The 14,683-nt window shown below is 31.9% G+C and carries 10 protein-coding genes; 6 read left to right on the top strand and 4 right to left on the bottom strand.

Features of this window, described 5'->3' with window-relative positions:
* Nucleotides 1–68 precede the first annotated feature (68 nt).
* Genes FAF07_RS03440 through FAF07_RS03425 form a run of 4 tightly spaced genes read left to right on the top strand, consistent with a single transcriptional unit; the run spans nucleotide 69 to nucleotide 5,414 of the window.
* Nucleotides 69–1,385: an O-antigen translocase gene (locus FAF07_RS03440; protein WP_142783794.1), complete on the top strand. Its 1,317-nt coding sequence runs from the start codon at nucleotides 69–71 to the stop codon at nucleotides 1,383–1,385.
* A gap of 51 nt (nucleotides 1,386–1,436) precedes the next feature.
* On the top strand, nucleotides 1,437–2,741 hold the full coding sequence (locus tag FAF07_RS03435; RefSeq protein ID WP_142783793.1) for an O-antigen translocase: 1,305 nt from the start codon (nucleotides 1,437–1,439) through the stop codon (nucleotides 2,739–2,741).
* Nucleotides 2,731–4,329 carry a sulfatase-like hydrolase/transferase gene (locus FAF07_RS03430; RefSeq protein ID WP_142783792.1) on the top strand — a complete coding sequence of 533 codons (1,599 nt, stop codon included), beginning with the start codon at nucleotides 2,731–2,733 and terminating at the stop codon, nucleotides 4,327–4,329. The genes FAF07_RS03435 and FAF07_RS03430 overlap by 11 nt, the downstream gene beginning before the upstream one ends.
* Nucleotides 4,326–5,414, top strand: coding sequence for a glycosyltransferase (locus FAF07_RS03425; protein WP_142783791.1), 1,089 nt, complete (start codon nucleotides 4,326–4,328; stop codon nucleotides 5,412–5,414). Before FAF07_RS03430 ends, FAF07_RS03425 begins: the two co-directional genes overlap by 4 nt.
* On the opposite strand, the gene FAF07_RS03420 is transcribed toward FAF07_RS03425, so the two are convergent.
* The 4 genes from FAF07_RS03420 to FAF07_RS03405 are packed head-to-tail and all read right to left on the bottom strand — an operon-like array spanning nucleotide 5,411 to nucleotide 9,282.
* Nucleotides 5,411–6,364: a glycosyltransferase family 2 protein gene (locus tag FAF07_RS03420; RefSeq protein ID WP_142783790.1), complete on the bottom strand. Its 954-nt coding sequence runs from the start codon at nucleotides 6,362–6,364 to the stop codon at nucleotides 5,411–5,413. The genes FAF07_RS03425 and FAF07_RS03420 overlap by 4 nt on opposite strands.
* Nucleotides 6,361–7,257: a glycosyltransferase family 2 protein gene (locus FAF07_RS03415; protein WP_142783789.1), complete on the bottom strand. Its 897-nt coding sequence runs from the start codon at nucleotides 7,255–7,257 to the stop codon at nucleotides 6,361–6,363. The genes FAF07_RS03420 and FAF07_RS03415 overlap by 4 nt, the downstream gene beginning before the upstream one ends.
* 2 nt (nucleotides 7,258–7,259) lie before the next feature.
* The gene (locus FAF07_RS03410; protein ID WP_142783788.1) at nucleotides 7,260–7,943 is read right to left on the bottom strand and encodes a cell division ATP-binding protein FtsE; all 684 of its coding nucleotides are present in this window, start codon (nucleotides 7,941–7,943) and stop codon (nucleotides 7,260–7,262) included.
* A gap of 4 nt (nucleotides 7,944–7,947) precedes the next feature.
* Complete coding sequence (locus FAF07_RS03405; RefSeq protein WP_142783787.1) at nucleotides 7,948–9,282, bottom strand: glycosyltransferase family protein; 1,335 nt, start codon at nucleotides 9,280–9,282, stop codon at nucleotides 7,948–7,950.
* A gap of 409 nt (nucleotides 9,283–9,691) precedes the next feature.
* Here FAF07_RS03405 and FAF07_RS03400 point away from each other — a divergent pair, with 409 nt between their 5' ends.
* On the top strand, nucleotides 9,692–12,724 hold the full coding sequence (locus tag FAF07_RS03400; RefSeq protein WP_142783786.1) for a tetratricopeptide repeat protein: 3,033 nt from the start codon (nucleotides 9,692–9,694) through the stop codon (nucleotides 12,722–12,724).
* Nucleotides 12,725–12,808: 84 nt separating this feature from the next.
* Nucleotides 12,809–14,548 carry a TonB-dependent receptor gene (locus FAF07_RS03395; RefSeq protein WP_142783785.1) on the top strand — a complete coding sequence of 580 codons (1,740 nt, stop codon included), beginning with the start codon at nucleotides 12,809–12,811 and terminating at the stop codon, nucleotides 14,546–14,548.
* Nucleotides 14,549–14,683: the final 135 nt, after the last annotated feature.

Below are 14,683 nucleotides of genomic sequence, written 5' to 3'. Positions count from 1 at the left end.
TGTGTTTTAGATTGATTATTTCTTATTTTTCAGAATTGATAATAGAAATACAACCAAATTCAAATTAATTGAAAAAATTAATTGATTACATAAACACCAACGTTCTAGTAAAAGTCACTTCTTTACAAACAGCCTCAGTACTAACTCGAATTATTGCCGGCATATTAACCTCAAAGGCTATTGCTGTTTTTATTGGTGCAGAAGGGCTCGCACTGATAGGAAATTTACGTAATTTTGTTAGTTCATTCCAGGCCATTTCTATTCTAGGTTTTTACAATGGTGCTGTAAAATATATTTCAAAATTTAAGCATGATGTTGCCGTGTTAAGTGGCATTTTATCAACAGTATTTTATACCGGTTTCTTCTCATCTATTTTGGTGTCATTCCTCTGCTATTTTAATGCCGATTTAATCAATGATATTATTTTTCCAACCTATAATAATTATGCTTATGTCATTCGGGTATTTGCGATTGTACTTCCGTTTTATGCCTTAAATATGTTTTCATTTTCAATAATGAATGGGTTTTCCAAGTATAAAATATTAATCGTTATCAATATTATCGGGCAAATACTTAGTGTAGCCATAGCCCTTATATTAATTTATCAAAATAAAATTGACGGCGCACTTATATCTGCTGTTATTGCTGAATCCTTAATATTTTTAATCACTTTAGTAGCTATTACGAACAGGAGGAGCTTAGTAGATATGATTAAGGTTAATAATGTGAGTTTTGATGTGTTTAAAAAAATGAGTAGGTACTCGCTCATGGCTTTATTTACAGCTATGACTTTACCTTTGGTGGCCATCGCGATTAGGTCTCATATTATTGAAACGATAGGGTATAAGGATGCTGGTTTCTGGGAAGCCATGACAAGGATATCTAAATATTATTTGATGCTTGTGAGTTCACTTATGGCGCTGTATATTTTACCAAGATTTTCTGAAATTGAAGATGTAAAGGAGTTTAGAAAGGAGGTTTTTAGCTTCTATAAAACGGTGATACCCTTTTTAGCATTAGGTTTATTTGCTATTTATTTATTAAAACCATTTATTGTTGCTATTGTTTTTTCGAATGAATTTAAACCCGTTGAAGATTTGTTCTTGTTTCAATTATTAGGAGATTTTGTTAAGGTACTGTCCTTGGTAATTGCTTATCAATTTTTAGCAAAGCGTATGTTTTGGCATTATATTCTAACCGAAGCGTTTTTGGTTATTATTCTATACGCAACAAGCATTTATTTTATCGACTTATTTGATAGTGTCGAGGGTGCCGTAATTGCGCACTTTGTAAGTTATTTAATGTATTATGCCATTATCTTATTAATTTTCGGGAGTTCTTTGTTTGGGTTGCAAACGCATAAGGAATCAACCGAGGACAAATAAATTGACTTTGACTTTTTTAGAAATTATACAAACGATGTTTTGTAAAATATAATGCGAAAATATTTTAACATTGACTTTAAGAATAATATGTTGCTAAAAATAGCTTCATTCAATTCTATTGGTGTTTTTGTCAGGTTAATTACTGGTTTTATTTTATCAAAAGCTATTGCTTATTTCTTAATGCCTCAAGGTATGGCCATAACGGGCAACTTGGGCAGTTTTTTAACGAGTTCACATGGCTTGTCTACAGGTGGTTTGCAAAGTGGGGTAATTAAATACACTGCAGAACATAAGGATGATGATAAAAACCTAACCGAAATTATTTCCACATCATTTTTTCTCACACTTGGATTAACATTTATTGTTTCAACCGTATTAATTGTTTTTTCTAATGAGTTCAACAATTTAATTTTTGCTAACAAAAACTACAGCTACGCCATTAAAATTTTAGGCCTTGTATTGCCACTTTATACGTTTAATACCTTTTTGCTTTCTATTATAAATGGTTTGGGTAGATATAAGCGGATTATCAGCATAAATGCCATCGGGTATATTGTGAATGTGATTATTGTGGTTTTTCTACTTTGGAAATATAATCTTGATGGCGCCATTATCGCCATGGTTTCAATGCCTTCATTTCTTCTATTGATTACATTTTTTTGGGTAAAAGATGTTCGTTTCATTCTAACAAAAATCAATCTATCTAGGTTTTCAATAACTTATTTTAATGGATTGATGTCCTTTATTATCATGGCGGTTTTTTCAGCGCTTACCATCCCCATTGTCCATATCTTGGTCAAAAACCATATCATAGACACTATAGGTCTTAAAGAAGCAGGTTATTGGGAAGCCATTATTAAGATTTCCCAGTATTATTTGGTTTTTATAATGAGCCTGTATACCTTTTATTTATTACCTAAATTGGCATATAATGATACAAATAAAGGGTTTAAAGAAATTGTTTTAGAATTTTACAAAACCATTTTACCTTATGTCATTATTGGTTTTTTTATCATTTATGTGTCCAGATACTGGATTATAAGAATCACGCTTACAAAGGATTTTTTACCAGTTCAAGATTTGTTTTTTTGGCAATTGATCGGAGATTTTTTTAAAGTCATATCCTTTGTTATTGCCTATCAAATGCAGGCAAAAAAAATGCTGTTTTGGTATTTAATAGGCGAGTTCCTATACGCCATGGTGGTTTATTTTTCAAGCACCTATCTTATAGATAAATTTAATGTTACCGGAGCAGTTATGGGGCATGCATTCAGTTACATGTTTTACTTTGTTTTAATGTTGATTATATTTAGAAAATCGTTGTTAACCTTTACAAGCCTTAAAGTTGAAGAATAAATTTTACATTATAATTATTACTTACTGGTTAACGCTTGAGTTTCTCATAGATGGCTTGACCCATTTTTTTTCTGTGTATCGTTTTTTGAATATTGTTGAAAATGCGATATCCATAGCATTTGTGATCTTATTGATTAGTCAATTAGGAAATGAAAAATTAAGACGGTATGCGTTTTTGGTTGCCACCATTTTAATTGGAATTATGATTTGGTTTGAAACCATCATGTATTATTTATTTAAAATTTCATTTGGACCATCGTCATACTATGTTTTTTTAAATACGAACCCAGATGAATTATCTGGTTTTTTAAGGGAATATGTGGATATTTATCTATTAGGAATTACATTACTTTTCATAATCCCTTTATTTCAGCTTAAAAGAATTACCAATAGCTTTCGTTTGCAGACTAACGAATTTGAATTGAAAAATTACAAATGGTTAAAAGTAGGTTTGATTTCCATTGTGGTTCTTTTCGGATTGAGATCCACATCATTAATTGACCATAATTTAGCCTACCTCACTGCAAGATCCATAGTATTAAATTACAAGGAATCAAAATATATTGACCAATTTAATGCGGAATTAAATACCAAAAAAAATATCGTTATTAATAGTAATGACGACATTAATAATACTTTTTTAGTAGTCATTGGGGAGTCTACCACCTCAAGTCATATGCAATTGTACGGGTATTATAGACCAACAACACCACGTTTGCAAGCTTTAAAAGATAGCTTGCTCATATTTAAAAATGTGATAAGTCCGAACACATCAACATTTCATTCTTTAAGCAAAGCCTTAACGCTAGGCAATTATGAGGAACCGGAAAAAGTGCTTGCCTTTCCAATTACAGGTCTATTTAATAAAGCAGGATTTAAGACCTTTTGGATTTCCAATCATAGTCCTGCATTTAACCCAGATAGCGACTTAGCAAGGGTTTCCAACAAAGCCGAATTTAAGTTTCATAATGCCAAAGAGGCGGTTATGAATAATGTAAAACACGATGGCGATTTGTTAAGTAAAGTGGCAAACGCGTTGAATGATTCTGCAAAGCATAAGATTATATTTTTACATTTAATTGGTACTCATTTTTCATACGATAACAGATACCCCACTAATTTTGACGTATTTAAAGATAAACCCAAAACAGATTTTCAGGACAATTTGGCCTACACCAAAATAAATCAATATGATAATGCCATTCTATACAATGATTTTATTGTAAGTGAAGTTTTAAATAAACTAAAAAATAAAAATACGAACAGTTATTTATTATATTTTTCAGATCACGGTGAAGAGGTTTTCAAGGATGAAAATTTTTATGGGCATTTAGAAGACAGGCCAACCACAGACACCTACAAAATTCCTTTTTTGCTTTGGTATAATAGAGATTTTAATTTGCCACAAGATTTTGTTTTTGATGCTGATAGAAAATATATGACAGATGATTTATGGCATAGTATAGCACATATTTCTGGTTTAAAAAGTGACTATATTGATCTGAATAGAAGTGTTTTTAGCTCGCAATTTCGAGAACGGAAACGCATTATTCTTGAAGATAAGGATTTCGATACCATGTTTAAATGAGTTATAAAAAACACATATGCCTAATTGTGGATTGTTTGAGCGGTGGCGGTGCTGAAAAAGTAGCCGCATCATTATCATTTGTATTATCTAAAAATGAATATAAGGTATCTATTATCTCTCTTAGAGACGATATTACTTATCCGCACAAAGGCGAACTATATAATTTAGGGGAAAACGAACCGTCCATACAATGGATTAAGCAAATAAAAAAGATAGCATTATTTAGAAAATATTATAAACGGATTGACGCCGATTTCTACATAGATTTTAGAATGAGAAATCGATTTATTATGGAATTGCTATTACATCTTTTTGTTTTTAAAGAAAAGAAAATGATTATGAGCGTCCAACATTTTAATGTGGCATATCACATTCCGAATGGCGTTCTCTTTAAAAAGATATACAAGAAAGTAAAAGCGATTATAGCGGTTTCCAGAGATATTGAAGGTATCCTAAAAGACCAATACGAGTTTGAAAATGTGGTTTATATTCCAAATTTCGTCAATGAAGATTTGTTGGTTACCAATACATTTAATGATATAGTTCCAGAGGAATTTATATTGGCTATCGGGAGGTTATTGAATTCGGTTAAGCAATTTGATAAACTCATATTAAGTTATAAAAATTCGATGGCCTTTAAAAAAGATGTACCGCTAGTAATTTTGGGCGATGGACCAGATAAAGAAAAATTAGAATCTATAATCGCTAAATATAATCTGCAAAAAAACGTCATCCTCAAAGGCTTTGTAAATAACCCGTACGATTATATAAAAGCGTGCAAGTTTTTAGTCTTATCAAGTAAATTTGAAGGGATGCCATTAGTCATGCTTGAAACCTTGGCTTTAGGGACACCGGTCGTTTCTTTTGACTGTAAATCTGGACCGTCAGAATTGATAAAAAACAAATACAATGGCTTATTAATTGAAAATCAAAATTTTGAGGCCTTAATGCAGGGCATAGATTTACTGCAAACAGATCAAAAGTTATATGATACACTTAAGGCGAATGCTAAACATTCGGTAAAACCCTTTACTGGAGAAGCGGTTATTAAATTGTATGAAGCCTTATTTGAACAGTCGCATTAAGAATCAAAACTTGTCAACCTAATATTATATTTCAGGAACCATTTTTTGAGTTCTTTTATGCTTTTTATTAAAAAAACGGGTAGCTTTAAATAAAGCTTTTGAGTGAAATTAATATTTCTTTTGTCTAAATTTTTTAATATCTGATTGTATTTCTGATGATTGGATTCCATCTTATAACTCATAGCAAAAAAGTATCTACAAAAGTCAAGATATTTTTTGAGTTCTAAATCCTTTAAAGCAAAAGATTCATAGGCGTCTAAATTAGGAAGGGTTTTGTCACTAATAGATTGAGTTGATAATTGATTATCAATATTTAATCTAATAATTGCTAATGGTTTATAACGGTAGGCTACTTGGTGTTTTTGTAAATGTATTAGAATATTAAAATCAATATCTTCCGCATATGTTATAGCAGTGTTAAATTGGATATGATTAAAAACTTCTTTTTTGTAAGCTACGCTGCTTTGGCAGAATAGAGGTTGTTGCATATTGGCTTCTAAAAACGCATTAACTATGAAAGAGGTATTTTTTAGATTATTAGGGATGTTTTTTCTAGTTGTTAATTCAATGTTTTTGGAGTGTCTTTCTAAATAATCAACTCCAAAAACTGAAGCATTTGAGTATTCATTATATAATGCCTTTATGGTTGATAAAAATTGATTGTCCCATAAGTCATCAGCATCTAATAAAGCTACTAATTTTCCTTTTGAAGCTCTAATTCCTGTATTTCTAGTTGCAGATAAACCTTTGTTTTCTTGATGAATTAAAGTTGTATTTTTAAAATTCTCAATTTTTTTTTTAGCTACGCTTAAACTATTATCTGTAGAACCATCATCCACTATAATAATTTCAAAATCTGTAAATTTTTGTTCGTAGACACTTTGTAATGTTTTTTCAATAAAATTTTCTTTATTATATAGAGGTATAATTACTGAAAAAAAAGGAGTCATGTTTTTTTATTATAAATGTAGCAAAAGTAACTTAATCGGTATAAATTAAAGATTTTTAATGAAGGATGTTTAGATATTAAATTGAGTTTCATCTTGTTTTTAAATTGTTTATAAAACATTGTTAAAATTAAATCTATTTTAAAGCGCTTTAATTTTTCATGAATACTTAGCATTTTTACAAAACCTGAGCTTATCAAGTTATGTTTGCTAATATATTTTAGGTTGTTTAAAGCAGTTTCCGTTTTTTTTAAAAAGGCGTCATTTTCATCTATACCTGCATGCATTACGCTATTATCTATATGTGATATATTTAGTTTGGCTAAATTTGCCTGATATGCAAATAAAGTATCATCATGACCATATTTATTGGTAATAACATCAAATTTAATTAAATTAAATACACTCTTATTAACAAGTGTATTATTAAACATTAAGGTTTTATATTTTTGTTTAATTCGCCTATTAGCAGGTTTATCCTCTCTGAATTTACCATATTTCCAACGCAGACTTTTATAAGGATTTGATATGGAATTTGGATGAATTCTTCCGCCGTAAACAATATCAAATTCTTTGGAAAGCATGTTTAAATATGCATTGATAAAAAAATCATTAATTATAAGTGAATCACCATCAATAAATAATAAGTTATTAAACTTAGCAATTGAGACCAAAAAGTTTCGATTACTACTGTATCCTAAATTTTTTGCATTTGAAAAAAAAGTAGAATTATTTAAGGAATTAATTTTTTCATTATACTGATTTAATGAAGATCCTGAGGCATCGTCAACACAGATAATCTCAAATTCTATTTTTTCACTTAAAGCCTGCTTTACCAATTCCAAAACTAATGGAAATGCATTGTATTTATAAATAGGTATTAAAATAGAGAGCATACTTAATTCTTCCTTTGTACCACTTCATAAACCTGATTCTCATCACATTTCAAGGTTTTACTTGGATATTTAAGCAGTAGGGCATAATCATGTGTTGCCATTAAAATAGTATTGCCATTTTTGTTAATGTCTTGAAGCACTTCCATCACTTCAACGCTTGTTTGTGGGTCTAGATTCCCAGTAGGTTCATCGGCCAAAATTAGCTCCGGATTGTTTAACAAAGCCCTAGCAATGGCAATGCGTTGTTGCTCGCCACCAGAGAGCTCATGGGGATATTTAAAGCCCTTGGTCTTCATATCTACTTTTGCCAAAACAGATTCAACACGCGTGTTCATCTCGTCTTGGTCTTTCCAGCCTGTTGCTTTTAAAACAAAGCGCAAATTTTCGTTTATGGTCCTATCCGTCAATAATTTGAAATCCTGAAAAACAACGCCCAATTTTCGTCTTAAGAATGGAATATCTTTTTCTTTTAAATCTTTTAAATCGTAATCTACAATATGCCCGGTCCCTTCCGTTAAAGGCAAATCGCCATAAAGCGTTTTCATAAAACTACTTTTGCCTGTGCCTGTTTTTCCAATGAGGTAAACAAACTCACCTTTATTAATTTCAACGTTTACATTAGAAAGCACCAAACTATCACCTTGATAAATAGCTGCGTCCTTTAATTGTAGAATGGTATCTGGCATGTTTTTATATTTGGGTTTTCTGTTTTAATTCGATTAGATTAACAATGACAAAGTAAACAATTAATGGTAAAAAAGGGAATACAAATCTGGAATTATTACCATAAGCAACAAGAGCTTGAGCAACAGAGCCTCCAATAACAATCAGGACCAAAAATAAATCTAGATCAAAATAGTTGAATTTTGATTTTACAAATTGAAATATTCTTCTTGCTGAGAAAATAACAAACAAAATATTAATTAATATGAGTAAATATTGTTGAATAATTTTCCAAATGCCATATACCAGATATTTGGGGACAACATTTTTGAACTTTTCTTTATTTACAAGAAATGTAGATCCTGTACCCCAAAAATCTAACCATGAAACAAGTACTTGTCTCAAATATAAATGCGGATATTTTTTGAACAAAGCCTTGGAAATTTCACCTAGTTTATGAGATAAATCATGAGGACTCAATTTTGTGGCTTCTCTTAAATCAGGATAAGCATACCAAACGGTCATGGGATAATCCTCAGTTTTGTTTTCTTCAATATAAGATCTGTGCTTTAAAAAAATGTCTCTTATTTCTTTGTCTTCATCAGGGACTTTTTCAAAAAATGAGGTAGCAGTTTGTGCAAGATTATAGCCAATAAAATAAGAGCTGGTAAAGTAGCCAATATTTTTTTTATTTAGCGAACACCAAGTATAAAAGCTAATTGCAGGAAATAGAGCAATGATGAATATCGGTGTTATTAGTTTTTTCAGTCCAGATTTATAATTTTTAATTAAGAAAAAACATATAAATATTACAGGGAAATAAATAAACATGGGTCTGGTTAAATAAAGAAATCCCATAACTATTGATGTGATGATATAATATTTAATATGACCTTCACTATTTAGCAAGTTGTATTTTTGGATTAACCAGAAAGTAAGGATGGTTAAAAACAAACTTAAAGTTTCGGTTAAAATTGCGAATTCATAGAATATAAAATGCATGAATGTGCTAGTGATTAGGGTAATCCAAAATGCGGTAGCTTTATTTAAGATCTTATTTAAGCTAAAATCGTAAATCAAAATAATATTCAACAGGCCAATCACTTGCTGAAAAATTATAGTAAGATATAAGCTTCCTCCAGCTAGGGATATTAATAAAGGAAATCCTGGAGTTCGTCTCCCTGAATAATTATTAAAATCTAAATTGGTGATATGAGAGCTAAGTTCTACATAGGTTTTAGAATCTGGAAAAATTGTTACACCATCATAAAAAATTAAAATTAAAACCCTTAAAGTGATTCCAATTAATAAAAGATTTTGGAGTGGTCTTTTTAAAATAAAAGCGTATAATTTTCTATACATATTCAAATCTATCAATCTATGAAGGAATGGGAGCAACTATATAGTATTGTAAATGTATTACTAATAACTTTAAATTTAAAGTTACCGCAAATTTTTAATCTAAATAATTCTCCGACGGCTCTGCCTCGGGGTTTCCGCATTACCTCTCCTTCGGAGAGGTCGGAACTGCTTTTTGGCAGTTCCGGGTGAGGTAAAATATAAAATTTCGGTTTTTGACCCAAAGGGCAAAATGAAACTGGCGAAATATCTCTATGACTTTGCCTCGAGGATAGTCGGTTTCAAGAATTTTTTATTCAATTTTAAAGGCAAAATTCACATTTAATAACTCGGTTTATAATTATAGCATGATTGTTGCGTTATAGGATTTAGTTTAAATTATCTTTAGCTTTTAATTAAAATTAATTCATTAATGATTAAAATTGTTTCCCTATGGGTGGCTATAATATTTACTTGCCACGGCTTCGCACAACAATCTGCTACATATACAAATGATTTAGTAGACTATCAAAAGGCATTATCGCTATATAATAATCAACAATATCTTGCGGCTCAAAGTTTATTTTCAACAGTAAAAAAAACTGCCGAACAGGAGGTTTTAAAGTCCGATTGCGCCTATTATATTGCCAATTGTGCGGTACGGTTAAATCAGCAAAACGCAGATCAGCTCATTCAGGATTTCGTAGATGAATATCCTACAAGTACAAAACGAAACACGGCGTTTGTAGATGTTGGCGATTACTATTTTGAAAATTCCAAATATGCCTATGCCAGAAAATGGTATGATAAAGTGAATGAAAATGCCTTGGCTAAAAAAGAAAGAGAGCGGTTTTACTTTAGAAATGGATATTCGGCCTTTTCTTCAAAACAATATAAAGAGGCTAAAACCTATCTTACTAAAGTAGAAAACTCACAAGAATTTGGTTCACAGGCAAAATATTACATCGGTTTTATGGCTTATGAAGGGGATGATTATGACAAGGCCAATGAATATTTTGATCAAGTGAGCGACCAAGAACGCTACAAAGAAAAGCTTTCTTATTATCAAGCCGATTTACATTTTAAATTGGGGAAATTTGAAAAAGCCATTGCCCTGGCAAAAGAGCGATTACATAGTAGTGATGATGCCGAGGTGTCGGAGCTTTCAAAAATAATTGGCGAAAGTTATTTCAATCTAGAACAGTATAAAGAAGCCATCCCTTATCTGTCGGAATATAAAGGCAAAAAAGGAAAGAGAGATAAAACTGGTAAATGGAACAATACCGATTTCTATCAATTGGGATATGCACATTATAAACAAGGGGATTATGAAAATGCCATTTCAGAATTCAATAAAATAATTGGCGGAACAAACGCTATCGCTCAAAACGCCTACTACCATTTAGGGGAAAGTTATATTAAATTAGATAAAAAGCAAGAGGCTTTAAATGCCTTTAGAAATGCTTCCCAAATGGATTTCGATCTAAAAATTCAAGAAGATGCTTGGTTGAACTACGCAAAAATTAGTTATGATATTGGAAACCCTTACCAATCTGCTCCGCAAGTTTTAGCGGGTTATTTAGATAAGTATCCCGAAACCAGTTATAAAGAAGAGATTGAAACATTATTAATTGATTCTTATATTACTTCAAAAAACTATAAAGAAGCGTTAAAGTTACTAGAAGGCAAAAAGAATTTTGAAAATAAAGTGGCGTATCAAAAGGTAGCTTTTTATAGAGGCATTGAACTTTATAACGAAAATCAATATTTGGAAGCAGAAACTTTATTTGACGGATCTTTAAAAGAACCTCGCGATCCTCTGTATGTAGCACGAGCAACCTTTTGGAAAGCAGAAACTGATTATAATCTAACAGATTATGATGACGCTTTAGTAGGTTTTAAACAGTTTCAGCAGCAAGCACAATCTGAAACAACTTCAGAGATTGAAAATATAGACTACAACTTGGCATATACTTATTTCAAGTTAAAAAATTACTCACAAGCTACAAAACACTTCAATGCATTTATAGTAAAGAATAAGGAGGATAAAGTAAGATTGAATGATGCCTATTTAAGATTGGGCGACGGATATTTTGTGTCTAGCGATTATAAAAACGCAATTAATGCTTACGAAAAAGCCATAAAATTAAGTGAAATCGATTCTGATTATGCCTTTTTTCAAAAGGCAATTAGTGCGGGATATGTAGGGAAATCTTCAAAAAAGATTTCAGAATTGGAACAGTTTATTTCAGAATATCCTAAATCGAAACTCCGTGACGATGCCATGTACGAGTTAGGGAATTCCTATGTTAAGACCAATGAAACTGAAAAGGCCATGGACGTTTACAACCGTTTAGGTTCAGAATACCGCATGAGTTCCTTTGTTCCAAAGGCATTATTACGTCAAGGACTCGTCTATTACAATGCCAGTGAAAATGAACGCGCATTAACCAAGTTTAAAAAAGTTGCAGCAGATTTTCCGGGTACGCCAGAAGCAGTTCAAGCAGTTTCTACGGCTAAATTGATTTATATTGATTTAGGGCGCGTGGACGATTATGCCAAATGGGTACGTACTTTAGATTATGTAGAAGTAACCGATTCAGAATTGGAAAATGCAACTTACGAAGCGGCTGAAAAACAATATATAGATGGCAATACAGACAAGGCCATCAAACAATTTAATGGGTACTTAAATCAATTTCCGGATGGTCTGCATGCACTACAAGCTCATTTTTATGTAGCGCAGTTATATTATAAAAAAGATTTAACGGCCAATGCGGCGCCACATTATAAGTACGTAGTAGAAGCGTCACGTAATGAATATACAGAAGAAGCCTTATCCAGACTTTCGCAGTTTTATTTAGAAAGTAAAAGTTGGAATAAAGCAATTCCTTTATTGTTGCGTTTGGAAGAAGAAGCCAACTTTCCACAAAATATCGTATTTGCGCAGTCTAATTTAATGAAAGCCAATTATCAATTAAACAATTATGATGATGCGGTAGCGTACGCTGAAAAAGTGCTTACCAGTTCTAAAATTGATAATAAAATAAAAAGTGATGCACATATTATTATTGCGCGTTCTGCTATGAAAACCGGTGATGAAACTAGAGCAAAAACAGCCTATACAAAAGTTGAGAGAGTTGCTACTGGTGAAACCGCTGCAGAAGCCTTGTATTTTAATGCATATTTTAAGAACAAGGAAGGCAAGCATGAGGCATCCAATCAAACGGTCCAAAAATTAGCTAAGGATTTTTCAGGTTATAAATACTATAGTGCAAAAGGTTTAGTGCTTATGGCGAAAAACTATTATGCCTTAAAGGATGCCTTTCAAGCCACTTATATTCTAGAAAGTGTTATTCAAAATTTTGCTGAGTATGACGATGTGGTTACCGAAGCGAAATCAGAATTACGAAAAATAAAGACAGAGGAAGCCAAGACCAATTCATCCATTGAAACCGAGGATTAATTTGCTAATAGTTAGAGCGTCATGCTAAGCACAGTCGAAGCATCTCATCAATCAATAATAAATCGTTAACAAAAAATATAGAATATGCGAAAGCACATAAAACATATATTAGTAGTAACAATGACGTTAAGTGTTACTATGTCATTTTCACAGAACAGAGAAAGCGATACCATAAATACAGGAGTTATAGATGTGGTTAAGCCATATACTCCTTCAATATCTGATGCTTTTAAAGTAAAGGAAATCCCGACTTTAGATGATGAAGAAACAGCGACAAAAAAGGACATTAAATATAATATTTTTTCTTTTCCGGTAGCTTCTACATTCACACCTGCAAAAGGTAAAGCAGCGGTGGTGGAAAAAGCAAGACCAGTTAAACTATTCGATAATTATGCGACTGTTGGTGTGGGAACGTATACAACCTTTTTAGGAGAAGTGTATTTAAATCATGCCATTAGCCGGACCGAGAGTGTTGGCGGTTATTTAAGTCACCATTCATCTGGCGGCGGTATTGAAGATGTTTTATTGGATGACAATTTTTCTAATTCTAAAATCAATGTCAATTATGCTTCGCGTCTGAGAGATTTGGCATGGAATGTTGAGGCTGGTTTTCAGCATCAAACTTACAACTGGTACGGTTTACCCGAAAATTATGCAAATAATGAGCCCTTTGCTAACACCTTAGATGTTAGCCATTCGTTCTATAATGCACATTTTGGAGGTGATATTAGTTTTGAAGATACTTATATCAACTCAGGGAGCTTCTTTTTTAGACGTTTTGGGGATAATTTCGATTCAGGGGAGAATAGGTTTGTGGTTAATGCAAAAGTAGATGTTCCTATTAATGATGTTGAAATTTCAACCGACTTTAAATTTGATTATATAGGTGGTTCGTTCGATAGAAGCTATTTTTCAGATACTGCCATAAATTACGGTAATTTTATATTAGTTGTAACACCTAGCTACGAAATAAAAGAAGATGACTTAACGGTAAATTTAGGGTTTTCTGCAGTCTATTTAAAAGATAGGGAAAATAGCGATAGTAAGTTTTATATCTACCCAAATGTAACAGCATCCTATCGTTTGGTCAATGATGTTCTTATTGCCTACGGTGGTATTACGGGCGATTTAATTCAGAATTCTTATTATGATTTCGCTACCGAAAACTCATTTGTATCCCCAACGCTATTTATTGCACCTACCGATCAATTATACAATGCTTATGTGGGCTTAAAAGGAAAGTTGTCGAGTAATATGAGTTACAATGTTAACGGACGGTATTTAGCGGATAGAAATAAAGCCTTGTTCAGGAATAATACAACATCGTTTGATGTGCTTAACGCTGAAGATTATGAATACGGAAATTCCTTTGGTATGGTATACGATGATGTGGAAACCTTTGGTGTGGCAGGAGAAATTAATGTCGATGTGAATAGAAATTTTAAATTGGGTTTAAAAGCTGAATACTTCTCATATACAACCGATAATCAAGCGGAAGCATGGAATTTACCAGATGTAAAAGGCTCCCTGTTTTTAGATTATCAAATTGATGAGCATTGGTTCGCGGGCGCTAATTTATTTTATATTGGTGAGCGTAAAGATTTATTAAGTGTGGAGGATAATTTAGCAGGATTCCAATCTATGGTTGTAGATTTGGAGAGCTATTTTGATGCTAATGCACATGTGGGCTATCACATTAATGATAAAATTTCAACCTTTATAAAAGCGAATAATATTGCAAATGAAGGCTATCAACGTTGGCAGAATTACCCAGTACAAAGCCTGCAAGTTCTAGCCGGAGCGACATTTAAGTTCGATTTTTAAAGTGATTTAAGCAATACCAATTACAACATAAAATACACTTAAAAATTAGTTTCTATTGCACCTATATATCAATATAAAATAAAACCGTAGCTAAGGCTATGCTTTGATTTTCTATCTCATCTGGGCGCAGTATAA

Origin of the sequence: Changchengzhania lutea (assembly GCF_006974145.1) — a bacterium.
Lineage (GTDB): Bacteria > Bacteroidota > Bacteroidia > Flavobacteriales > Flavobacteriaceae > Changchengzhania > Changchengzhania lutea.
This window is presented reverse-complemented; position numbering and strand designations above follow the sequence as displayed.